Below are 21282 nucleotides of genomic sequence, written 5' to 3' on the forward strand. Positions count from 1 at the left end.
CTATCCTTTCTTAACAATGATAATCGCCATTTGTTTAAATCGTTTCGGAATATATGTTGCATTAGCTAATTTATTAGATTTTTGCAACATAAATCTGCCTTTAACAAATCCGCCATTTTTTGTTCGGTGGCCATCGTTTACATATCTAAAGTATTTTTCATTATTAATCAATGCTCCCACGATACGACCACTAGACAACTTTCTAGCTTTAATGATTCGATAGCCTCGTCTTAAATCACCCGATTTAATTGGTGTCATAGGTACAATTAACTGATAAATTTTAGCTAACGAATCATTCACCATTGCAGCACCTTCTTTTTCAGCAATGGGTGTCATTTTCTTTAAATTTGCAATAACTTTATCAGCATTTGATTTCATTCTAAGATCGCTTTTACTCATCAATTGAACTTCCTGATAGCACTACTTCTATATGGCTTGGATAATAAAAAGGTTTTTTTGAAAATAACACATGTTTTTGACCTGTACCTTGAGTAATAGTTATTCTATCTCCTTTTTTAACTTTTATATTAGGTTCTAAAAAAAGTTTTTGTTCTTCATAAGAGATATTAAACGCTTCTTTGTTTTCTATTACAGGTAAGTTCCCCATACTTCCTTGAGAGAAAGCACAGGGTAACTTGCCAACATGAATTGGAAAATAAACTTGTTCAGTAATCCCACTTTCCGTATTTTCAATATCGCTCATTCTCTCAATAACACAGGTATCAAAATAAGTAGCTGCTAAAATTTCTGCTTCATTCAATAGAAAAACACCCCGCTATCACAGCCTAAAATACGTTTAATAGCACTGCTATAGTTCTTCATGAGTGATTGTATGTCTTTTGATTCAACTACATAACTAATTGATGTATCACCACGTTTTACACTAGCTACAGACTTATCTATTTCGTTTTTTAAAGCTTTGTAGATAACCTCAATTATAAGTTGTTCAAACTCGTCCCAAGCAATATCAATTTTGCAAGTATTGTAAGAATTGATTTCAAAGATAACAAGGTTTAAAACAGACAAAATCCTATCTTCAGAAGCGTTAGGTAGCATCAATTGAATTTTCTCAACGATTTCTTCTTTTTTTTCATCAACCATAAAGCATCATTACCTAAACTTTAAAAGTATCTGCAGCACGTTCTAATATCTCAATAGCTTCTTTGTCATCTTCTGAAACTACAAATTCATTATTTTCGTTTGCTGTGATAAATTTTTTTGTTTTAGGATGCATAAAGCCCACAAAGTTTTTCTTGTCAAGCACACGATAGGTTACTTCTTTTTTTGCTGTTGCCATTTTTAATTTTCTCCTTCGTTATTATATTTTAGGCTTTCAAGTTCAAGATTGCTCCAGAATTAGAAGCTTTGTATTCAATTGAATACTCACCAACTAATCCAATCCGTCTTGAATCTGTTGTTTTTGCTAATTCTTCCGCACGCCATTCACGTAGTGGACGTAATTTTACATAATTAGTATCAATAGCTGCGATTGTTCCATTAGGTAAATTAGGTTCAATTAACGCAATTCCTGAGCCGTAATTTGAGACAATATTTCCAAGTTGCAATCCAAAAGTAAGTTTATCGCCAAATTGCACAATTTTTGTTGATTTTTCATCCAACTGATCAGTCATTAATTCTTGCATATCAGGTGCTACTAAACATAATTTTTCGCCCATGTATCCTTTTTGGAACATTGTTTTAAATAAGGCATCAATATCTTTTCTTGTTACTGCCCCCGCAGCTGCTGTTTCGACTTTATTCGTTGAGCTAATCAAATTTAAAATTCCGTTCATCTGACGACCTTTAGAACCAGATTCATCAGCCTTTACACCAACAATCAATTTACGATTTAAGTCAATTTTCATTTCTGTAGCACGAAGAGCTACTTGGCTATTCAATTCATTTCCTACACCATCTACATTAATAGCATCTAATGTGCCAGATACAGAAGTTGATTTTCTGAAAATTTCAGTATAGTTGTTAAACCATGTACGATCAGATTCCGCATCTGCGTATTCTCCGCCTTCTAATTGAGCAGATGAATCATCATTATTCATGCCATATTCTCGCCATTTAATCTCAGTTGACTTGGCAGCTTCAACTTTGCCTGCGCCTAACAAATAGCTTAAAAATGGTGTGTTTGGAACTTGTAATGCGTTAACTTCCTGTGAAATATCTAAATACTCAAGATTATTTAATGAACTTTTTTTCATTTGTAGTTTCCTCCTAATCGATAAAAGCTTGTAATTTTTGTCCTAATGCTACCTCTGGATTTTCAAACGATTTTGTTTGATTACCAGTTCCCATGTTGGTTTGTTGCGATTTATTACCAAAAGCTTTAGTCATTTCTACATTTTTAATAGCTTCTGCATGCTTATCATTTATTGCTTCTAAAAGCTCTGTAAAGCCTTCTACAGCCTTCTTAGTAAATTCAGTATCTGAACTAACAAGATTATTTAACATAAATTGAGAAATAGAATCTTTCAAATCTCCGTCCCAATCTAAGCCAGCAATTTTTTCTGCAACAAAAGCCTTATTATCACTAGTCACACGTAATGCCTTTTCAGCTTCAAATTCAGCCTGTAATTCTTCTAATTTAATTTGTTCAGGAGTTTTATTTTTCTTAGATTCTTCATACTCCTTGATTGTTGTTTCCTTGATTTTTTCAAGATTATTTTGTTTCCAAGCTTCTAATTGTTTATCTGCAGCTGATTGTGACTGTGATTGTACAAATTTTTGTGCTTCCTCATTTGATTCTACAAATGCCTTAAAATCATCGAAAGTGAAGTTTGTACCACCGTCTTCTTCTGCAAACATTTGTAAATTCATTGGTAATAGGTTTGGTTTCATTTTGTTTCTCCTTTCGCCCCACGATTCGACTAATCGCCCCGCATTGCTTTAGATTTATTTATTGCGCCCCACCATTCAATTAAGCCCAGCATTGCGCTAGTTTAACGTCATTTCGGACAAAATAAAAAGCCTAACTTTCGTCAGACTTTAATTGCTTTTCTTCTCTTAGTAAATGCTCTTCATAATCTGCATCTAAGTAATCATAGGGATCCATCTAATCACTTCCAATTCTTATGGACCAGTTCAGCACCTAACATTTGATAATCAGTGACAGCATCTTTTACGTTTTGCAGAGTCCTAGACACAATCGAAATAGTTAATTTACTTTTTTTACCTGGTAACGAATACAAAATATCAACGTGACAATAATTACCACCCCAAACTGATTTAAGCTCATCTTTGACGATATTACCGTTGCCATCTCTCAAAGTGTGTTTGGTTAAGTATCGTTCGTTTTCTTGTTCAAAAGCTTTTTTATAGGCTTTTTCTGTACCATTGGTAACTTCTAGATTTAATACTGCTTCGAATAATCCTTTCATGATCTCACCTCCAATTTAGGGTATAAAAATAGCACTCAAAGTTATCCTTTAAGTGCTTAGTAAAGTCTGCTATGGTAATCTGACGGGACGTGGACCGATTTATTTTCTTTAATATGCTCATCAATGAATTTCGCTAATTTTTTTGCACCTAGAATAGAAAAATCGAAGTCATCACTCTTTGTTACATCGATATATTCATATATTGGAAACTCATCATGGAAATGTTGTTCATACTTTTTAACTGCATCATCAATAATAGACCATGCGCCATCTTCGCAACTAAACACTTATTTCACCGCCTTTAAGATATCATCTACTAATTTTTCCCATTGGCTTACTGCTGTCGGAAAAATCTCTTTCATTAATTCTCTTGACTTATCGTTAGCAACTACTTCTGTCATATGTGCAAAAAATTCCGTTTCTGTGCTACCTGTTGTTTGCCAATAGCGCTTGCCGTGACCAAAACCTAACGGATAGTCTCCTAAAGAACCTATAGATTCAATCATATCTGAAATAGCGGATACTGAGTTAGGATTTTCCCTAACTATTTTTGATAATCGTTCTCTAGTTTTTTGTAAGTTCTCTGTATTTTTTTTATAAATTTCCGCCCTTAAGTCATCATAAGCCTTTTTCTTATCCGCATTTCTAGGTCTATTACCTAAATCATTATAGGATGGCAAATCTCCGTTTACATATTTCCAAAAATCGCGTTCTAGCGCTTCTTTAATGTTATACTCAGAAAGTGACGATGCGTGTGTTATATGCACTTCTATAAAAGTGGTTCGTCTTCCTAGCTTTCTTTTTATCAGTTTTCCTGTCGGCATCGTATTTTTTCCTGTTAATACTTCAAGCCCAAGATGATCCAAAGCATGTCCTATCTCATGATAAACTGTTTGATAAGGATTAACACCCCTATCCCCATCAAATGATTTTTGACTAAGTTGAATTGATTTGCCTTGTGCAAATGCTCTTACTTCTTTGATGTCTTTAAACTCCAACTTATGCCCTATCACATTTATTAAGTTTAGCACCCTTTGGTCAGTTATCCCATCTAAATGATCTAAAAAATTAGAATAATTTTCTTTTCCTAAAGCTTCTTGCATGTTTGTTTTGTCTAATACGGATTTTAAATCGAGTTTAGTTGCACTAACTTTTGGATGATTTAATTTAATACCCCACTGCTTACTTGCGAATTCATCCAATAAATCACCAAACATCTCTTCATACAATTTATCTATGTCATCGCTAATTTCAGGAACAATTGGTATTTCAGTACAACGGCAACGTCCATGATACGGTGGATGCCAATCATCTTTAATCTCTTTTCCATGACGTCCACCACAAATAGAACAAACACGCTCATCTTCTGCCGACCAGCTTTGTGTTTGCTTAACACCTATATCCTTTAGCGATTTTCTTACACCTTCTACCGCAAAATGTGAATATTCCGTTCTAACAAGATTTTCAATCGAACGATTAAACTTTCCTTGTTCCAACTTAAACATACCGCTAATAACACCATCGTTTTTCATCGTTCTAAGAGCTTCCACAACTCCTTCACCACTTGCCAATGAATTAATAATGGAATTGCTCAAACGTTGCTCTAGGGTTGATATATTGCCCCATAAACGAGATGAAAATGTTTTTCCGCTCCACGGATAGTTCATGATGTTTTCTAGTTCATTCTTAGTTAAACCAGGTGCTGAACCGCCTAATAATTGTATCAACGCATTAGAATTAGAATTGTAGATTCGTTTTGTGATATTCTCTAAGTCGTTATTAAATTTACCGTTAACATCACTAGTTATTGCTTCACCTGCAAGGGTAGAAAAAATGTCTGCTCGTAATTGTAACAAGCGATTAACTTTCGCATAGTCAAAGGATGGAAAATATTCATCAATGAATTGTTTATAAGCTTCATCTGATTCCATCAACTTTTCATAGTTTTTTTCGATATACTTGCGGTACTTCTCTTGATCTTGTTTGCTAAAGTCTTCTAGCATTTCACTTTGAGTGATATCGTGTAAATCTGCTTGTGACAACAGCTGTCTTTGAATTTTAACTAAAGCACGTTCGAAAACAGATTCTAGCTCATTAAGAGTTTTCTTTTCCAGTTTCAAACGTGCTTTATCTTCTAATTCACGACGTTTTTCCCAATAACGTTCACTAGCCGTTGTTTTCTTCTTCGTCATTACCTGCACCACCTAGTTCATCATATTCACCGCTAGGATAATCTTGACCTTGTTCTAAATTCATCAAGTCCATTTCATAATCTGGGTCTTTAACAAATGGAATCTGATTAATAATTGTTCGTTTGGATACAAATGGTGAAAGTTTAGGCAATGCATCAGCAAGATAACCGATGTCTGTTGGCAAGCTACGACTGAATGTGAATACAATTTTTGACACATCAACATCTAATTTATCCCTAAATTTAATAAAGGCAGACATCGTCTCAGCTGCTTCTTTCAATCCTTCTTTAAAATACTGTTCTTTAGTATTTGTTTTAGCTTCTAGTGTAATAATTTGCCATTTGCGAGCTTCGCCAGAGCTATTAGACTTAAATACTTCATCATTGAAATCGATTGACTTAGTTACCGTGTAATAAAGCTTTTTCAGCTTATCAAGATGATACTCGTTGAAATCTTTATTAATGTCTTTCGTTACATACCCAACCTTAGCTTGTGGATCTGGCAAATTAATAATACCTAATTGTTCCATCATTCTTTGTGCTTCTTTTTCATCTAATCGTGAGCCACTAATGGCCATATAAGCAAGTTTAAACTGTTCAACTTCGTTTTGTTGGTCTGATAAGCTTCTATCAAATGCATCAGAAAGTTCTTCCGCCACTTCAAAATCGCAATAACGATTCGTGTTATTTTTAAATTCTGATAAGTAAAACGTTTCTAGCGGGTTTTCTACTTCCTCAATCAATTTAAATGTTCCAGATGCACTGACTAAATTAGATTCAACATATCTGCTATATATACATATTCTTTTTTTAGTAATGACTTTCATTTCTTCGAAAAATTTTTTTTGATGTGTATCGTATTTTTCACGAATAAAGATATCTGCATTTTCGTATTTTTCAGCTTTCCATGGTTCGATATTGCTCGCCCATAATTGCCAACCTTCCACGGTTTCAACAGGTTCTAACAAACGAAAAGCAACACCACAAGCTCCTTGAAACCGAGCTGTATCAGAATCAAGCATGGCAAACCGCATATCGTTTACTAACTCTGCTAATTTGTCGAATTCTTCAGGAGTTTTTGTCTCATTTCTGACATTCCCTGAAAACAAGTCTTTTACCTTTGAACCCATTTTTTGCAATATAGATTTGCGTTGTTCGGTAATATCATAATCCCACTTAATTGGAATGCCTGTGAAATGGTCAGCTGCTTGGTCGACAATAGTATTGTATAAACCAGCATGAAGTTTATTATTCACTTTTATAATCTCTGTGTTTGGTTTAGGTCTTCTATCGATCTCATTTTGTTCGCTTGTATAGGCTTTGTACTTACGCTCTCTATCATCAAAAAATGGCTTCATTTCAGTAATAAAATCATTAGGATCGAAAACTTCTTCATTAATTTGTGTAGAATATTTTGTTCGCACTCTTTTATACCGCTTCAAACTTAAATTGTTTTGAAACATTTTCCCACCTCCTAATATTGGATAAATCTCACATTATTTTTATCCATATCTTCACTGAAAGCATATCTTGTCGCATCAATTGTATGGTTGTCTTTATCTTCTAACCTAGGTTTAGGATTACCGTCTTTATCAGTTTGATAATCAATATTCTCAAATTCTTTAGCAATGTTAGGAGTTCTTAATGGATCAATACAAATAAAATCCAAATCGCCTAACCATTCTTCGCCATACTCAACAGAATCAGGACCTTTTTTTACTCCGAAAACTCGTGGCATACCATGTTCACTGTTTAGCTCTGCTATTGATTTAGGCTCTGCTGAATCAGCTGCAATTCTATCTGATATATATCCTTTAGACTTAGCTTTATTAGCAAATTCCCTATTACTAATTTTCACACCATAAATTTCATCAATAGCATAGATGCCATTTTTCTTTTTGTCATAATGCCATCTAACAAATGCTAATGGATCAGTAGCATAACCAAAGTCAAGACCATTTCTGATATTGTCAAAGTTAGCAGCCATTTCATCAGTAATACATCCTTTTATTACTCGTAGATTATCAAAAGGAACAACTCCTGAACCAATAGCTTTGCCGTCATACTCCCACTCAGCACGTTTCGGATTCTTAGCCCTCGTAGCATTAACTTCTTCAATAAATGCTTGAGCTATGAATGGATTATCCTTATATGTTGAATGATGAACGAAAGTATTCTCAGGTTGAAAGCTAGATTCATATTTCTTATTAACCCATGATTGTCGTCGCTTAGGAGGATTGTACGAATAAAAGAATTTATAAAAAAGACCATCTGCTAATTCACCACGTAGCAATGAGTTAGTTATGGTTTTTACATCATCTTCTGTTTTAAACTCGGCTAATTCCTCAATCCAAGCTATAGCAAATGGAAATCTTGAATCCTTTAATGACTTAATTCTTTCTGGATTCTGTGCGCCACGAAAAACAATATAATTCCCCCTAGGCTTATAGGTGATTTTCATAGGACTTTTATTTACTTTAAAATACTTAGACACACCTTGTTCTTCAATTGCCCACTTAATCTGTTCAAAAATAGATAGCTCAATCGTATTATCAACGTATCTAATGGCCACAGCATTTACAGGATATCTCATAATCAATTGAACGATTATGTGCGCTATGCCAGATGATTTACCTGACCCACGGCCACCTTTTTCAACAACATGTAATATATTTGAGTTTAATGCTACCTTCCAAGTAGTATGAAATGCTTTAGGAAGAAATTCAGATAGTTTTTTACTCATATCCATCACCTGATATATCATCAATAAAAACTGGCATATCCATGTCTCCACTTGTAGCACCTAAACTAGCTTTAGCTTTTTCAGTTTGAACTTTCAACAATTGTAATTTGGCATCATTTGCTAGCAAGGCATTCTGTTGCTTAACAGCCTTTGTTAACTGATTGCTAATTCTAGTCAACGCATCTTCAATAGCTAAGATGTCATCTAACTTTCTAAATGTTTTACGAGTTACTTGAACGTCTTGCATAACTTCACGTTTTATTTCTAGCTTTATACCGTCTTTTTCAATCGGTGTTTTAATTTTCCTTAGCTGTTGTAACCGTTCAACTTCTTCATCATTTAGTCCTTTTTCAGCTTCTTTGATACGTTTCATCATTCTAAACTGCCGTACCTTTAATAAGCGAATCTCATCATTCAAAATAAAAAAAGGATCATCATTCATGTTAGAATAGATGTCCTTTTCTTCGTCAGATAGTAAGTCAGCAAATATTATCTCATATTCACCTGTTTTTACTGCATTCTTATTTCTTTTTGGTGGCGAGGCTCTTTTATTTCCTTTATTACCTATAGCATTTTGATTGCCTTTAGGTGCACCCCTATTTGTAGGTTGCACCTCTTTGGTTGCACCCCCTCTTTCCCATTTATCACGTTTTCTCCATGACTTCAATGTGTTGGGAGGTACAGAAAGCTTTTCGGAAATATCCTTGTATTTCCAACCTTCTTCATAATATTTCTTTGCTTGTTCCTTTTTATCCATTTAAAACGACACACCACCTCACAATGCTTATTGAATTGAGTTTTGTTTTTTTATTTCTGTTCTTAATTTATTGAGACTCAAATAAGTAAAAATCAATACTAATCTTCTACTTATTTGAATTGAATATTCTACTTGTCATTTTATCTACTACAATAGTTAAAATGCTTCCTCAATGAGTACCCTACCTTTAATAACGACTATTTTCTCGCATTCATTTTGATATTTTTTTCATTATGTCTTTTTTAGATATTTTGGCCAGACATTGCTTCTTCCTATTTTTTTGATTAATAGTGAAATTTTCGCTTTCATTGATAAAAAAACTTTCTTCTATAATATTAAATAAAAAATGTTTCAAGTTTTTATTTAACTTACGAATTTTTTGGTAGTCATAAGGAGTATTATTTTCATATCTATCGCTCAATTGCTTTACGCCATCTATTTCATATTTAGCATGTAATATATCCGAACCGATTTTGAATAAATTATTAAAATAATCTAATTCTTTCTTATAATTCACATACATATTAGATTTTTTTAAATTTGTATCCCAAAGAGCTCTATAGCTCATTTTAGTCACTTCTTCAATATTTTTGCCAGGAGTTTCTATTAAAAATAATGTTTTTAAAACATTTTCAGATATCTGCCTTAATATTGCCTCGACGATAAAATCATCATTAAGCGGATAAACATATAATAGCCTTAAATAAACTATCCTAATTTTAGTTAAAAAATTCTTTACCTCTGAAGAAATATTTTCATGTTCTTCATAGAGTTCTAAAGCCCATAAAACTTGTATGAATTCAACTAAAACAGGAAACATATTATTTAAATCATTATCATTTTTTTTTATTATCTTGGCAAGTGTAGTATACTCGTAATTTTTTACAATGAATTTTAAGTAATTACTAACTTCTTTGTGAATATTCAATCCTCTATTCACCTCTACCAAATTTTTCTAAAACATCATCTATAGAATTTCTTTTATTTTTCTTAGATGTCACTTCTTGAATGTCTTGGATTGAAAATAAATAATTTACTGTTTCCTTCTGTATTTTTTTAAGTTGATCTGCATCCATTTTCTCTATATCCCTAATAATTCTAGATAAAAGAAGTGTTCTACTTTTCATTACATAATCTTTCACAGTAATATTAACTAATTCTAAAAATACAGAAATTTCACTATTTCTTTTAAATATAGTTTTGGATAAAATAACGGCCGATATCAAACCATACAAATTTATCCTCATTATATCAATCGATTTAGTTTCTGACTTAGTAGCGAATGTCGACAAATAATATAAATCGTTATCCATAAGCATAAATATCTCCTTCGAATTTTATTGAATTTCAGTTACTTTTTTTATAAATTCCTGAGCAATTAAAGATAGATTACGTTTTGAGATTTCACTATTACTATCCACTATACAATAACCAATATTTTTATATAACTCTGTGTTTTTTTGGAAATAGTTGTCAAATAATGGCATATCCCATTCTTTTAATATTTGACTGCTCTTAATTTCTTGTATTAAATTTTCTACACCTACCGATGGCTTAGACTCAATATTTGTAAAAACCACTCCTAATTTTTCCAATGGCTTATTTTCAAAAAAAGTATCGTGTTCTTTTTGTATATATTCTACTACTTGAAGTAACAAATCTATGCCTAAAATGGAATACGCCTCAGGCCTTACTGGGATTAAATAATAATCTGAAGGTTTTAAAGCCAACACCGTATAAGAGGAGTATGTGGGAGGACAATCAATAAATATAAAATCAAACTTTTCCCTTAACTTGTTCTCCTTTATAAATGTATGCAAACTATTTTCTAAAGTCGCACTGTTTAAATTTCTTAGTGAAAAATCTATACCTAACTCTCCTGGTATTATTGCTAGCCCTTCATCATTGTCATTTAAGTGTTGCACTACTTCATTATAAACTGGTACAGAGGATGCATTTCTATTAATCATATTTTCGATGCTAGCCATAGTTTTTTTGTACTTTTTTTTATCTTCCGTACTTTTGTATATCACTTGTTTTTGAGTGAATTTATATATGTCAAAAAGTGACTGAGTAAGGTTTGCTTGTGGGTCAACATCAACAAAAAGTATTTTTTTACCCCCTTGTTTGTGTAAAAACAAACCTAGTTCTTTACAAAGGGTTGTCTTACTTACCCCACCCTTCATATTTATAAAGCTCACTACTTTTCCCTTACTATTCAAATCCATATTTCCCCTCCTAATAGATTTATAATTTAATATTACCAAAAATCAATGAATTTAACTATTATTATTTATACAACCAAAAAGACTGCACGCTGAAAGTGCAGCCTAAGATAGGAGGGAAAATCTTAACCGTCGTTTGATCGTAAAGGTAGTTACATTTGACTTATTGACGATTATTTATTTAAGTAGCTATGCTACTTACTGGAATAACGAGACTCGAACTCATGACCTTACGATTAACAGTCGTATGCTCTACCAACTGAGCTATATTCCATTAAAGTGTCACTTGCAAACCTGTAGAAAAAAGAGGAGGTTATTCACCTCACTTCATTTTATTGAGAACGTAAGTCTGCAAGTGACCATCGAAAGACAAAGTAAACGGTGACTAAACGAGAAAGTGTGTAATGTGTCCATTTCTTTGACTTTCGATATTACTATATTAGCACTCAAATTCGTATAAAAACCGCCAACTTTCCGCCAAAAAACCGCCAAAATTTTATTTATAGGCAATTATTTTTCCATTTCGATAAGCTTCAGCAAATTCAATTAAAGCTTCTGATTTCATACGTTGAATACTTCTTTCAGAATATCCAACTTCTCTAGCAATCTTGTAATTAGAGTAATGATCCTGCACACAAAAACTGTATTGCAGAATTTGTCTACTAGTCAAACTCAAAGCCATAAGTGCAGATAAAATTGCATCTCTTTCTGCTTCTGCATCAGCTAATTGTACCAGTGCACCTTCTGTTTTGTTTCCGTGGCTTTGGCTTTTAGGCATCTCTGTAATAATTGGTGATTTTAAATCTATCAAAGAGCGACCAGCTATTCGCTCTAAACGTCTAAAACTCTTCAACACATTTCTAGCATTCGCTTTTGTTTGTCGAAAATCTACTTCTTTTAACAATAGAATCAAGTGAAATCGCTCCTTTTATGGTATAATAATTTATAATAAACATATCATCATTTAAGAGTTGCTTAGCGGAAACTAAGTAGCTTTTTTTATTTATCCAAACATATATAAGAAATGCTTATTCTTTGCTCATCAGCGACTCTATATGATATAAATTATACTAAGAATACTATTCCAATAGCTATTCACTTCTCAGCCAGTCGGCGGAAACCGACTGGCTATTTATTTATCGAAATATTCATCACTCATACATGTTTGTAGTCAACAAATTATTGGTTGACTATAAAGAAAACAATAATAATTCTACAATATTTTACAATCTTCCATTCGTCATCTTTCACATCATCTTTATTCATTTGATATTTTCCATCTAATAAATATTTTTGGCATAGAAGGTATTTTCAAATCTATTTTTCAATGGTATAATCACTTTAACTTTCTTGGGGATTTTATTTATGAAATAAATTTCCTCCTTTTCTACATTAACTTCTGGTAAACAGTTAATAGTAGTACACGTCTCTGCAAGAGATTTATTGTCGATTTTTAATCGGCTTTTTAATAGCACTTTATTTGGGGAAAGTGCTAACTCACACCTAAAGAACAACTGGCGGAAAACAGTTGTTTCTACCACATAAGTCAGCTAGTGGTCAGCTGGCTTTTTTTGTTGCCTTAAATTTCATAGTAATGTATTATTAATTGTCTCTATCTGAGATGAAAATGTATCTATAACTAGCTAGCGGAAACTAGTTAGTTTTTTTATACTATTTTTTATTGGTTTTAAAACTACTTAGCTTTTTTATATAAATGTGAACGTCGAATAATTGAATATTAAATTCTTTAAATTTAAGCATCTTCTTTACTCGCTTTCTAACCGAATAATTCTCTTTGATCTGTTTACCCGTTTTACCCACTACACTTGTTCCTCCAAACTTTTAATTTCTAGTTCTGTTCGTGGTCGCATACTGTACAACTTTTGACAAACCATTACAGCAATTTGACCATCGTTTTTATATAAAATACCTTCAGCAGCATCAGTGACTGCTTTGAAATAATTATCCAAGTCAGGTTTCTTATCTCAATATTTCCGCTCTAATTCCACTTCTAAGCGTTTTTTTTAGAACTTAATAGGGATTAGGAGTAGCGATGTAAAACGTAATATGCGCAAAAATATCCCCTTTTTCAATCAATTCTGGTTTTTCCTTTCGTAGATACACTTTTATCTTTTGTTTATAGGCTCTCATAGCGCTATCTTCATAGGTTTGGACATAATTCCCACGTCTTGCAAACCTCGGGCGACTTTGCGGTTTTGGTTCAATTGGTAGAATAATTCGCATCTCTTCCACCTCAAACCTTACAAATCGGCTTCTTTGACGAATGCTCCATTTACCATCTTCCCTTGGCGATTTTTGATTTCGCTATATGCTTGATTTACGCATTCGTATAAATCCATGTTATTTTGCATAGCGAGAATAATTAACGTCACAACCACATCACCAATGCCATCTCTTAGGTCGTTTTCGTTGTTTCTTGCCAATGCAGCGACAACTTCTCCGACTTCCTCAATCACTTTTAGCATTTGCTTTTCAGGTTCCGCTTTATCTAAACGCTTTTCTTCCGCCCATTCTTACACTAATTTAACTAATTCATTCATCTAAAATTCCTCCCCGAAATCTAATTCACGTTTTAGCTTGCTGTGAATCGATTCTAGCTCTTTTTTGTATTCTTTGACTGTTTGTATTGTTTTACCACTAGAAAGCACATAATCGCGTTCTATTGCGACGAGAGCCTTACTTAAATTGCCATAATAACCAATCAAAGCGAGTGATTCTTTTTGTGTACCGTCTTTATCAGTCAAAATGGTTAACTCTCCGTGTTCGTTTCGTCTCGCTTTATTTACGATTACTTGCTTATCATCACTAGTAATTCGATAATCAAGTACTCTCATTTCAATCATGACTTGCCCTCCAAAAATTCTTTTATTTGCCTATCAAGTTCAGCTTGCTTTTCTGGTGATAGTTTTTCCTCTTCTTGTTTTGGTTCATTTACCCAATCTGGTAATTGCTCTTGTCTAACTGGAGGATTCGTATATCTTGCTTGCGTTGTCGTTTCAGACAAGTCGTATTCATCGTTAAAACGTTCATCACGTATCCAGCGGAACAATTCTTGTGGATGATACCAGTCGTTTAATTTGATATACTTAAGATAAGCTTTGTATCCTGTTTTAAACCGTTCGAAGTCTTCATCTGACTTAATTTTCTTTAAGAATTGCTCTTTGGCTTTTTTCTTATTGGTTTTCTTCGGATATGTTTTCCAAACTTTTTCAAATAATTCAGACATGGTTGAACTTTGTTCAACACTATATATATTCTTTGTATTATTCTTTGTATTATTATTTAATGTATTATTCTCTGTGAAGTTTTCTTCACTAGGGGTAGTGAAATTTTCTTCATTCCCCTCCTGATGATTTTTTCCATAGGTGATGAAATTTTCTTCACTAGGGGTGTAAAATTCTGTATCAGTTGGATACGGTAAGATATAGATATGTCTTCGATCTACCATTTTGCTGTTTGGCTTATAAAAAATTTGTATTTTTATATAGTTTCTTTCTTCTAACTGTTTCAGCCATGAAATAATTGTTCGCTTGCTAACGTTATACAGATTTGCAAAATATTGATTCGTTGCCCAACAATAGCCTTTTTCATTTGCTAATGCCGTTAGCTCTCCATACAATAATTTTGCATTCCCATTTAAGTGGTTATCATAGCGAACAATCGCTGGGATAATGGCGTAATATCCTCTATGTTCATTCACTAGTTATCCTCCTCATCAACAACGACCGTATAAACATATTTATGCTTAATTTCTCCGTTAACGACTTTTTTTATTGTTTGTGTTTCAATAGCTATTCCTTTACCATTTCTTGAACCGATATAGACAAATGCTAATAGTTCAAAAAATAGTTTTTGACTCGATGTTAATTGCCTGTATTCTACAAGTAATTCCTTTACCAAACTGTTAACCTCCAATGTTCAACTTCTTACGTTCTTCAACGTTTAGTTTTACTGGTTTAATTTGATATTTGTTTAAAAAGTTCTTAGTTCCTATCTGATGTTCTTCTTGATGATGTTGACGGCAACCAGCGTAAAAAGTAAATGTTTCGTGATTAATCTTTTGACGATTTCGCCCCATACCGACTACCTCGATATGACAAACATCGGCATGTTTTCCACAAATACAACACTTACGATATTTTAGGCAGTAATAAAACCATTTGTTATTTTCTAGCAAGTATTGGTATCTCTTTTCTAGTGGTACATCGTTTTTCAAAATAAATTCGATTAAAAAACTAATCCATTCTGTTGCCTCATGTCGTGTAGCCTTACTGTGTTCAAAATACACACCGTTTTTAGCTTCGTAATAATACTTTAGAACTTCCTCTATCCATTTGGGTTCGTCATAACTCCAACGAGCTATATCAGCTATTAAAACGTGAGAAAGTGCATTCTGTTTTTGAGACATTTGTCGATTATCTAATAGTTCAACTTTTACTAAATTGTCATCGTTGTTAGCTAGGAGTTTGAGGAAATTCGAGTTGATCTCATCCTCAAACTCAATCGCCAATTTATTTCCTTTGTGTTTTATGATTTTTCCAATCATTCAATCACTTCTTATCTTCTTGAACCTTCTGCCTAGATTCATAAAAATTTATCCACTTCGCAAGCAATTTAGAAATAACACCATAATCATAAGCACTATATTCTTCAAATGCTTTTTTAGGATTCAAATCAGAATCATTTATAGCTAACGATTTCACAGCTTCAAATTCTTGCCCTGCCAGCTCGGCTACTCTACTAATTGATGCGTTCAACATATCAATTTGCCGTTCAGTAATTGCAGTATTTTTCAGCTGTTCTTTTTGGTATTTATCAGGATCATCATCATCTGTTGCGATATTAAAAAATTTCAATAAAAAATATTTTTCCGCATACGTTAGTGCTTTTCCTACACCCTTTTCTCCTTCAATATCTACTCCTTGGCTATACCATGAACAAACAACAATCTCAGAAGGATTATGAATATTAATCCATGTCATCATTAACTCTAGCTCTGTAAAATACGTTGTACGTTTTTTGGCTACAGGCTCTTTCTTTACTTTATCCGCTTTCCATACCTCATCTTGTGATTCCCGAACTTGATGAGCAACAATTTCTGGCTTCAAAATTAATCCAACTTGATTTATGACTGTATTTAATGCGGATAGTACATCGCTTGACCCCACATAGCTGTATTGCTGGCCACGTTTACTTTTTTGAATATATGGTGCTTTTTGTCTCACATACGCTAATTTTTGATAAACATTCAACTCAGAAAAATCTGTTTTGGTTGCTTCAGCCATTCAATAAGCCCTCCTTATATCTTTTTCCTGAACTCACATATTCAATTAAATACACGTTTTCTTCGCCTAATTCTTCTATCAAATCAACGATTGTATCTTGTGTAGCAATTTTTTTACAAGTGAGTACTGGTTGTCCTGTATAAAGACATTTCATTGCAAAAGTTAGCTCAAACACACCGTCTTCATCAGCAATTTCATTCCCAAAACAATCAGTAGTGTCCACTGGATCATCTTCATAGGTTTCCTTATATAGTTTTTCAGTCGGCTCTGTTAAATATCTATCTAGTGTATTTGCTTCTCTACGATTCATTCACAAAACCTCTTTTCTGTGTTACAATTTTTCTAGTATAATTTTGTATGCGACTATTTGCTTGGCGGCGTAGTCGCTTTTTTCATCATGCAATCCCCCTGCGCTCTTTTTGTTGCGCAATGTATAATTGACTTTTTTGTTGCTTGTACCATAAATCAGCTAATCTTTTTGCTTGGTTTAACTTTTCTTTTCTAGTCATTTCAACTCACCTCGAAAAACCTTCGATAATATATCCATCAAATCGTTTGGATTATCTGTGACAAAAGTATGTGTATTTTTAGTCGTAGTTTCTGTTGCAATACCGTACATCTCCTTTAATAAACGATGTTTTGGACAATCACAATCTGATTGTTCCAGTTTTTCTTTTGTTAGTGTATATTGGCTATGTGCAGCAATGGCTACTATCGTGCCTTTTCCAACTTGAGATATTGCCATCTCTCCTTTTAAATCGATAGCTGCCAAAGATAAACCTACATCTTCTTTCTGGCATTCTTTTGCTAGTTTTTTAATTAATTTTTGAATTTTATCGTTCATTTTGATATACTCTCCTTAGTTCATTTTGTATGTGTCCTAATCGTTGGCAGACGATTGGGACTTTTTATTTTGTCTTTTTTGAAAATGCTGATACTCCGCTTCATCCCAGTTGAAAAACCAACGGATAAAAAGAGGTACACTTATTGTTGCCAACACTGGAACTGAAAAGTGGCTTTTCAATAACACACCTAGCGCAATCATCAATAATAATGCGCCTATCAATCGTGCTTCACGTATTGCTTTCATATTTACCCTCCTATAATTTTTTTGATATAATTCAGTTGAAAGCGGGGTGTCAAAATGTTTTTTGTAATAAAGAAAGCTTCTAATAAAAAATACTATTTTGTAATTAAAACCGAAGAAAATGAAGTAATCGCATCAAGCAAGACTTATTACTATAAATCTTCTGTTTTAGAAATTATTGAATCCATCAAAAGTGATATGGATCAAAAAGCTATTATTGTTGACACTACTTTTAACTGGGGATAAGTTAAGGCTTATCCTTTTATCATTACTATCCTATTTCTTTAAACATATCTCCATTATCATTAGCCATATCAATTCTTGCTTGTAATTCTAAGTTAGGCTTCCATCTAGGAATTAGAGCTACAGCCTCTTCATATCGAACTTTTGGAATGTCTACATAAGATGCTACATCGAATAATGCTTTCAATTGTTTATAACAATTACTAAAGGCTGATTGCTTAATACTTGAATCCTGATAAGCCAATGTTTTTTTGCCACCTAATACTTTGATAACAGTTGATGAAACTAGCCCTTGTATCTTTCGTTGTTGGCTTCTATTAATTGTAGTTTCTGTTTCTAGCTTATCTAAACGTTGATTTACAAGAGTCAATCCACGTTCATGTTTTAACGCAGCTTCTAATAACAATTCTGTGTTATTAATCGGTAAGTTTGATTGAGTTTTAAGCAGTTCCTCCATTTGGTTAAAAGCTTCAATGTATTTCAGTTTAAACTTAAGAGCTTTTTGACCAGTGAATCCCATTGCTAGTAGCGTGAATCCGTCACGGTTCATAATGATTTGTCTATATTTTTGTTTGTTTTGTGGATGAATATAGCTATCTTCGTAAAATAGCCCTGCGTAATTTTCCGCAACCCCCTCTTTTAAATCATCAATCGCTGCTAAAACATCACGATGATTTTTATTAAACGTTTCTGCGACTTGCAAACTAGTTGTTACTGCTTGTTGGTTTTTCATAATTACTAAGTTGTCCATTGTTTCTGTATCGTCCTTTCCTTTAATCCCAATGATTCATGATGTCATTACAAATTTTTATAGCTTCTTTAGCAGGCCAGTATCTTTTTCCCTTGCTAGTACCAGGCTTTCTTTTTTCGATCATTTGCATACGTTTGTCTTTTACAAAATTTTGTTCAACTTCAGGAACAGACATTGAATACATAGACGATAATTGTTTGATGTCTAAATACTCAGCACGTTCATTTAATCCTTGACTAGCTTCATTTATGACTTGCTCAAACATTTTTCTCAGGATTTTTTCAATAATGTTGTATAGAAAGTTTTTTGAAGATGTATCTAGAAAATTTTCCATTCTAAACACTCCTATCTAATTTTGTAGTATTCAATAATAGCCGTTAGTGTTTCGTGAGCCTTTTTACTTTGATTTTTACCAGAAAGATAGTCGTTTAGATCTTGCTTATGAATATTGAAATACGTGGCTACAGATGTTAATGATATTTTCTTATCATCAAAGTACTCACGAATTTTCGCTCTGCCCGCTGTTGTGTCTGGCATATTAGTTTCTCCTTTCTTTAGTATTTTTTGTAAATTAATTAGATAGAATTTATAAAACTATTGACTTATGTATACAAATATTCTACAATCAGAACATAGTTAAATAAGCCTATAACAAAACCTTTATTATGCACTCGGTCGCCAAACTTAATGCTGTAAGGTATGTTTTTAGTTTGCTTTTTTTCTATCCAATTAACTTACAAGAATTATTATATACATTTTTTCTACATTGTCAACCATTTTGTAGATTTTTTGTATACATATTTTCTTTGTATTTCTAGAAAGGTTGATATAAGTGGATTTATACGAAAAAATAAAATTACTTGCTAGCGAAAAGAAAATGTCAATAAGACAATTAGAAGAAACATTGGGATTTGGAAACGGGGTAATTAATAGATGGCGTAAGAATACTCCTGGTTCTGATAAATTAAAAAAAGTTGCTGACTACTTCAATATATCTGTAGATTATTTACTTGGACGAACTGATAATCCAAATTCTAATAACTTAGAAGAAGATGAAATTACAACTTTCTTCCGTGTAAATACAGAAGATTTAACCGAATCCGAAAAAGATCAGCTCAGAGAAGAATTAAAAGAGTACTTAGAATTCATGAAATCAAGACTTAAAAATAAATGATTGGATGACCCCTATGTATTTAGACTACGATACTTATTTTGAATATCATGACCAGACATATATTATTATTGAAAAAGTTGCTAATTACTATGGAATTGAACTAAAAGAGTTAAGATGGAAACACTACAAAGATTATATGATTGACGTAGAAAATGTTGACATAATTCCCTATAGTTTCGGTGATGTTTCAAGAAAAATATTTTCAGGAAACATAATAAAATTTCACGATAAATGCGGAATTTCCTATAATCCAACAATGGTTAAAGGAAGGCAAAATTTCTCAATACTTCATGAATCTGCACATTATTTTTTTGATATGAATAAGGAATGCAAGTCTCAAAGTTTTTCAGATTTAATTACTGGAAAAGGATACACTAGCGAAGATGAACCAAAAGAAATAAGAGCTAATATATTTGCATCCCTTGCTTTAATAAACAATGAAGCATTGAAAGAATGTTTAAAAAAGCAAATGTCTTTCCGTCAAATTTGCGAAGAATTTGAAATGAGTGCTGCAGCACTACACGTAAGGTTATATGATTTTTTAACAAAAATATTCTTATTAAATCCATGCTTAGCAAGATCAGCTATTAATCAATATAGATATAACTATAATTCAACAAAATTAATCAGTTATATAAAAATGTGCTTGTGCTGATGAACTACAAAGAATTATTTTTGCGTAAAAAATCTCGTGTAAGGACACAGACTTAAAACTTATCTTGAAGTTTGTTGATAAAACTAACAACAAAAATGGAGGAATATAGTATGTTTTTATTTGGAAATAAAGAAGAAAAAAAGGTAAAGAAAGCAGAAGAAAAGCAAATAAAAGAATATTTTAAAAATAATCATGATATTGTAATAGGCGGTATTTATTTTAATGATTCAGACAAGAAAATATTTATCCCAAAAAGTATTTCTGAATCAAGAAAACAACAAGTTATCAACTATGATGATTTGATTAGTTACACAGATATTTTTGTTGGTGGCAATATAAAAAAACATCACGGAATAACTCGTGCAGTTGTTGGTGGCGTTTTAGCTGGTCCTGTTGGGGCTTTAGTTGGTGCTGGAACAGGTGGAAAAGAATTTACTTCCATTAAGCAATTAGGAGTTATGTTACATCTTCCTAATAATCAGACAGTAAAATATATGTTAATCACAACTGAAACAAAAACTGATTCTATGATTGGTAAAGGTTTAATGGATAAATACAACGAATTAATTGCAAAACTGGACCAAATACTAAAAACTAATTCAAGTAATAAAGATAACACTGTATTATCTTCTGCAGACGAGATAAGAAAATTTAAAGCCTTGTTAGATGATGGCATTATTACAAAACAAGAATTTGAAATAAAAAAACGTGAATTGTTACAATAAAAATAACGCACCCTCTCCGGCTAAGAAGTTAGTGCG

At 32.6% G+C, this 21282-nt stretch carries 31 protein-coding genes, 1 tRNA gene and 2 pseudogenes; 4 read left to right on the forward strand and 30 right to left on the reverse strand.

Translation table 11 applies throughout. From position 1 onward, the window contains the following. The 27 genes and pseudogenes from IGL90_RS08315 to IGL90_RS08445 form a co-directional block, all read right to left on the reverse strand. Positions 1 to 399, reverse strand: coding sequence for an HK97 gp10 family phage protein (locus IGL90_RS08315; protein ID WP_002357036.1), 399 nt, complete (start codon positions 397 to 399; stop codon positions 1 to 3). Continuing rightward, positions 392 to 760: a hypothetical protein gene (locus IGL90_RS08320; protein WP_002357034.1), complete on the reverse strand. Its 369-nt coding sequence runs from the start codon at positions 758 to 760 to the stop codon at positions 392 to 394. Before IGL90_RS08320 ends, IGL90_RS08315 begins: the two co-directional genes overlap by 8 nt. Next, positions 757 to 1101, reverse strand: a complete 345-nt coding sequence (locus IGL90_RS08325) for a hypothetical protein (protein ID WP_002357033.1) — start codon at positions 1099 to 1101, stop codon at positions 757 to 759. The genes IGL90_RS08320 and IGL90_RS08325 overlap by 4 nt, the downstream gene beginning before the upstream one ends. A gap of 13 nt (positions 1102 to 1114) precedes the next feature. Then, positions 1115 to 1297 carry a hypothetical protein gene (locus tag IGL90_RS08330; protein ID WP_002357032.1) on the reverse strand — a complete coding sequence of 61 codons (183 nt, stop codon included), beginning with the start codon at positions 1295 to 1297 and terminating at the stop codon, positions 1115 to 1117. A 28-nt stretch (positions 1298 to 1325) separates the two neighbouring features. After that, positions 1326 to 2213 carry a DUF5309 domain-containing protein gene (locus IGL90_RS08335; RefSeq protein WP_002357030.1) on the reverse strand — a complete coding sequence of 296 codons (888 nt, stop codon included), beginning with the start codon at positions 2211 to 2213 and terminating at the stop codon, positions 1326 to 1328. Positions 2214 to 2226: 13 nt separating this feature from the next. Continuing rightward, positions 2227 to 2850, reverse strand: a complete 624-nt coding sequence (locus tag IGL90_RS08340) for a DUF4355 domain-containing protein (RefSeq protein ID WP_010706493.1) — start codon at positions 2848 to 2850, stop codon at positions 2227 to 2229. Between the two features lie 218 nt (positions 2851 to 3068). Continuing rightward, positions 3069 to 3389, reverse strand: a complete 321-nt coding sequence (locus IGL90_RS08345) for a hypothetical protein (protein WP_002380436.1) — start codon at positions 3387 to 3389, stop codon at positions 3069 to 3071. A 56-nt stretch (positions 3390 to 3445) separates the two neighbouring features. Next, positions 3446 to 3676: a hypothetical protein gene (locus IGL90_RS08350; protein WP_002380437.1), complete on the reverse strand. Its 231-nt coding sequence runs from the start codon at positions 3674 to 3676 to the stop codon at positions 3446 to 3448. Continuing rightward, entirely contained in the window at positions 3677 to 5581 is a 1905-nt protein-coding gene (locus tag IGL90_RS08355) for a hypothetical protein (protein WP_002393613.1), read from the reverse strand. Beyond that, positions 5556 to 7043 carry a phage portal protein gene (locus IGL90_RS08360; RefSeq protein ID WP_048737452.1) on the reverse strand — a complete coding sequence of 496 codons (1488 nt, stop codon included), beginning with the start codon at positions 7041 to 7043 and terminating at the stop codon, positions 5556 to 5558. The genes IGL90_RS08355 and IGL90_RS08360 overlap by 26 nt, the downstream gene beginning before the upstream one ends. 11 nt (positions 7044 to 7054) lie before the next feature. Further along, positions 7055 to 8344 carry a PBSX family phage terminase large subunit gene (locus tag IGL90_RS08365; protein WP_002393615.1) on the reverse strand — a complete coding sequence of 430 codons (1290 nt, stop codon included), beginning with the start codon at positions 8342 to 8344 and terminating at the stop codon, positions 7055 to 7057. Then, complete coding sequence (gene terS, locus IGL90_RS08370) at positions 8316 to 9080, reverse strand: phage terminase small subunit (RefSeq protein WP_048737454.1); 765 nt, start codon at positions 9078 to 9080, stop codon at positions 8316 to 8318. Before terS ends, IGL90_RS08365 begins: the two co-directional genes overlap by 29 nt. A 211-nt stretch (positions 9081 to 9291) precedes the next feature. Then, positions 9292 to 10008 (reverse strand): hypothetical protein, encoded by a 717-nt coding sequence (locus tag IGL90_RS08375; RefSeq protein ID WP_048737456.1) that lies wholly within the window; start codon positions 10006 to 10008, stop codon positions 9292 to 9294. A 4-nt stretch (positions 10009 to 10012) separates the two neighbouring features. After that, a complete protein-coding gene (locus tag IGL90_RS08380) occupies positions 10013 to 10393 on the reverse strand; it encodes a hypothetical protein (protein ID WP_152679632.1) in 381 nt (126 codons plus the stop codon). 24 nt (positions 10394 to 10417) lie between these two features. After that, on the reverse strand, positions 10418 to 11308 hold the full coding sequence (locus tag IGL90_RS08385) for a ParA family protein (RefSeq protein WP_048737460.1): 891 nt from the start codon (positions 11306 to 11308) through the stop codon (positions 10418 to 10420). Between the two features lie 198 nt (positions 11309 to 11506). After that, positions 11507 to 11579, reverse strand: a tRNA-Asn gene (locus tag IGL90_RS08390). Positions 11580 to 11801: 222 nt separating this feature from the next. After that, complete coding sequence (locus IGL90_RS08395; RefSeq protein ID WP_048737462.1) at positions 11802 to 12218, reverse strand: ArpU family phage packaging/lysis transcriptional regulator; 417 nt, start codon at positions 12216 to 12218, stop codon at positions 11802 to 11804. A 907-nt stretch (positions 12219 to 13125) separates the two neighbouring features. After that, positions 13126 to 13549, reverse strand: a pseudogene (locus IGL90_RS08400) (RusA family crossover junction endodeoxyribonuclease). 17 nt (positions 13550 to 13566) lie between these two features. Continuing rightward, a pseudogene (locus IGL90_RS08405) lies at positions 13567 to 13866 on the reverse strand (MazG-like family protein). After that, the gene (locus IGL90_RS08410; protein WP_002368214.1) at positions 13867 to 14169 is read right to left on the reverse strand and encodes a hypothetical protein; all 303 of its coding nucleotides are present in this window, start codon (positions 14167 to 14169) and stop codon (positions 13867 to 13869) included. Next, on the reverse strand, positions 14166 to 15026 hold the full coding sequence (locus tag IGL90_RS08415; RefSeq protein ID WP_002402489.1) for a helix-turn-helix domain-containing protein: 861 nt from the start codon (positions 15024 to 15026) through the stop codon (positions 14166 to 14168). The genes IGL90_RS08410 and IGL90_RS08415 overlap by 4 nt, the downstream gene beginning before the upstream one ends. Then, complete coding sequence (locus IGL90_RS08420; RefSeq protein WP_010715320.1) at positions 15026 to 15226, reverse strand: hypothetical protein; 201 nt, start codon at positions 15224 to 15226, stop codon at positions 15026 to 15028. Before IGL90_RS08420 ends, IGL90_RS08415 begins: the two co-directional genes overlap by 1 nt. A 4-nt stretch (positions 15227 to 15230) precedes the next feature. Further along, positions 15231 to 15872: a putative HNHc nuclease gene (locus IGL90_RS08425; protein WP_002402487.1), complete on the reverse strand. Its 642-nt coding sequence runs from the start codon at positions 15870 to 15872 to the stop codon at positions 15231 to 15233. Positions 15873 to 15876: 4 nt separating this feature from the next. Next, positions 15877 to 16611, reverse strand: a complete 735-nt coding sequence (locus IGL90_RS08430) for an ERF family protein (RefSeq protein WP_010707360.1) — start codon at positions 16609 to 16611, stop codon at positions 15877 to 15879. After that, positions 16604 to 16921, reverse strand: coding sequence for a hypothetical protein (locus tag IGL90_RS08435; RefSeq protein WP_002402485.1), 318 nt, complete (start codon positions 16919 to 16921; stop codon positions 16604 to 16606). The genes IGL90_RS08430 and IGL90_RS08435 overlap by 8 nt, the downstream gene beginning before the upstream one ends. 195 nt (positions 16922 to 17116) lie before the next feature. Continuing rightward, positions 17117 to 17455: a hypothetical protein gene (locus IGL90_RS08440; protein WP_002402484.1), complete on the reverse strand. Its 339-nt coding sequence runs from the start codon at positions 17453 to 17455 to the stop codon at positions 17117 to 17119. A gap of 36 nt (positions 17456 to 17491) precedes the next feature. Further along, positions 17492 to 17701 carry a hypothetical protein gene (locus IGL90_RS08445; protein WP_048737464.1) on the reverse strand — a complete coding sequence of 70 codons (210 nt, stop codon included), beginning with the start codon at positions 17699 to 17701 and terminating at the stop codon, positions 17492 to 17494. 54 nt (positions 17702 to 17755) lie between these two features. Between IGL90_RS08445 and IGL90_RS08450 the strand changes: the two genes are divergently transcribed. Beyond that, entirely contained in the window at positions 17756 to 17944 is a 189-nt protein-coding gene (locus IGL90_RS08450) for a YegP family protein (RefSeq protein ID WP_002357001.1), read from the forward strand. A gap of 25 nt (positions 17945 to 17969) precedes the next feature. On the opposite strand, the gene IGL90_RS08455 is transcribed toward IGL90_RS08450, so the two are convergent. From IGL90_RS08455 to IGL90_RS08465, 3 genes are read right to left on the reverse strand one after another with little or no spacing between them, the layout of a single operon-like run. After that, complete coding sequence (locus tag IGL90_RS08455; RefSeq protein WP_002387270.1) at positions 17970 to 18692, reverse strand: Rha family transcriptional regulator; 723 nt, start codon at positions 18690 to 18692, stop codon at positions 17970 to 17972. Positions 18693 to 18714: 22 nt separating this feature from the next. Continuing rightward, positions 18715 to 19026, reverse strand: coding sequence for a hypothetical protein (locus IGL90_RS08460; protein ID WP_002403885.1), 312 nt, complete (start codon positions 19024 to 19026; stop codon positions 18715 to 18717). An 11-nt stretch (positions 19027 to 19037) separates the two neighbouring features. Further along, entirely contained in the window at positions 19038 to 19229 is a 192-nt protein-coding gene (locus tag IGL90_RS08465; protein ID WP_002383936.1) for a hypothetical protein, read from the reverse strand. A 295-nt stretch (positions 19230 to 19524) separates the two neighbouring features. Here IGL90_RS08465 and IGL90_RS08470 point away from each other — a divergent pair, with 295 nt between their 5' ends. The 3 genes from IGL90_RS08470 to IGL90_RS08480 all read left to right on the forward strand — a co-directional run bounded on the left by IGL90_RS08470 (position 19525) and on the right by IGL90_RS08480 (position 21246). Beyond that, the gene (locus tag IGL90_RS08470; protein WP_002387267.1) at positions 19525 to 19866 is read left to right on the forward strand and encodes a helix-turn-helix domain-containing protein; all 342 of its coding nucleotides are present in this window, start codon (positions 19525 to 19527) and stop codon (positions 19864 to 19866) included. A gap of 4 nt (positions 19867 to 19870) precedes the next feature. Next, a complete protein-coding gene (locus IGL90_RS08475) occupies positions 19871 to 20521 on the forward strand; it encodes an ImmA/IrrE family metallo-endopeptidase (protein ID WP_002387266.1) in 651 nt (216 codons plus the stop codon). Positions 20522 to 20616: 95 nt separating this feature from the next. After that, a complete protein-coding gene (locus tag IGL90_RS08480) occupies positions 20617 to 21246 on the forward strand; it encodes an SHOCT domain-containing protein (RefSeq protein WP_002387265.1) in 630 nt (209 codons plus the stop codon). Positions 21247 to 21282 lie beyond the last annotated feature (36 nt).

It is taken from the genome of Enterococcus sp. DIV1307a, from assembly GCF_050537425.1.
Classification (GTDB): Bacteria; Bacillota; Bacilli; order Lactobacillales; family Enterococcaceae; genus Enterococcus; species Enterococcus faecalis.

Bases quoted from the DNA above. Each gene is read 5' to 3' on its own strand.
- IGL90_RS08340 (WP_010706493.1), bottom strand. From the start codon at position 2,850: ATGAAACCAAACCTATTACCAATGAATTTACAAATGTTTGCAGAAGAA.
- IGL90_RS08315 (WP_002357036.1), bottom strand. From the start codon at position 399: ATGAGTAAAAGCGATCTTAGAATGAAATCAAATGCTGATAAAGTTATT.
- IGL90_RS08460 (WP_002403885.1), bottom strand. From the start codon at position 19,026: ATGGAAAATTTTCTAGATACATCTTCAAAAAACTTTCTATACAACATT.
- IGL90_RS08365 (WP_002393615.1), bottom strand. From the start codon at position 8,344: ATGATATATCAGGTGATGGATATGAGTAAAAAACTATCTGAATTTCTT.
- IGL90_RS08475 (WP_002387266.1), top strand. From the start codon at position 19,871: ATGACCCCTATGTATTTAGACTACGATACTTATTTTGAATATCATGAC.
- IGL90_RS08380 (WP_152679632.1), bottom strand. From the start codon at position 10,393: ATGGATAACGATTTATATTATTTGTCGACATTCGCTACTAAGTCAGAA.
- IGL90_RS08335 (WP_002357030.1), bottom strand. From the start codon at position 2,213: ATGAAAAAAAGTTCATTAAATAATCTTGAGTATTTAGATATTTCACAG.
- IGL90_RS08440 (WP_002402484.1), bottom strand. From the start codon at position 17,455: ATGAACGATAAAATTCAAAAATTAATTAAAAAACTAGCAAAAGAATGC.
- IGL90_RS08360 (WP_048737452.1), bottom strand. From the start codon at position 7,043: ATGTTTCAAAACAATTTAAGTTTGAAGCGGTATAAAAGAGTGCGAACA.
- IGL90_RS08465 (WP_002383936.1), bottom strand. From the start codon at position 19,229: ATGCCAGACACAACAGCGGGCAGAGCGAAAATTCGTGAGTACTTTGAT.
- IGL90_RS08330 (WP_002357032.1), bottom strand. From the start codon at position 1,297: ATGGCAACAGCAAAAAAAGAAGTAACCTATCGTGTGCTTGACAAGAAA.
- IGL90_RS08345 (WP_002380436.1), bottom strand. From the start codon at position 3,389: ATGAAAGGATTATTCGAAGCAGTATTAAATCTAGAAGTTACCAATGGT.
- IGL90_RS08425 (WP_002402487.1), bottom strand. From the start codon at position 15,872: ATGATTGGAAAAATCATAAAACACAAAGGAAATAAATTGGCGATTGAG.
- IGL90_RS08435 (WP_002402485.1), bottom strand. From the start codon at position 16,921: ATGAATCGTAGAGAAGCAAATACACTAGATAGATATTTAACAGAGCCG.
- terS (WP_048737454.1), bottom strand. From the start codon at position 9,080: ATGGATAAAAAGGAACAAGCAAAGAAATATTATGAAGAAGGTTGGAAA.
- IGL90_RS08355 (WP_002393613.1), bottom strand. From the start codon at position 5,581: ATGACGAAGAAGAAAACAACGGCTAGTGAACGTTATTGGGAAAAACGT.
- IGL90_RS08450 (WP_002357001.1), top strand. From the start codon at position 17,756: ATGTTTTTTGTAATAAAGAAAGCTTCTAATAAAAAATACTATTTTGTA.
- IGL90_RS08480 (WP_002387265.1), top strand. From the start codon at position 20,617: ATGGAGGAATATAGTATGTTTTTATTTGGAAATAAAGAAGAAAAAAAG.
- IGL90_RS08445 (WP_048737464.1), bottom strand. From the start codon at position 17,701: ATGAAAGCAATACGTGAAGCACGATTGATAGGCGCATTATTATTGATG.
- IGL90_RS08325 (WP_002357033.1), bottom strand. From the start codon at position 1,101: ATGGTTGATGAAAAAAAAGAAGAAATCGTTGAGAAAATTCAATTGATG.
- IGL90_RS08430 (WP_010707360.1), bottom strand. From the start codon at position 16,611: ATGGCTGAAGCAACCAAAACAGATTTTTCTGAGTTGAATGTTTATCAA.
- IGL90_RS08455 (WP_002387270.1), bottom strand. From the start codon at position 18,692: ATGGACAACTTAGTAATTATGAAAAACCAACAAGCAGTAACAACTAGT.
- IGL90_RS08410 (WP_002368214.1), bottom strand. From the start codon at position 14,169: ATGATTGAAATGAGAGTACTTGATTATCGAATTACTAGTGATGATAAG.
- IGL90_RS08385 (WP_048737460.1), bottom strand. From the start codon at position 11,308: ATGGATTTGAATAGTAAGGGAAAAGTAGTGAGCTTTATAAATATGAAG.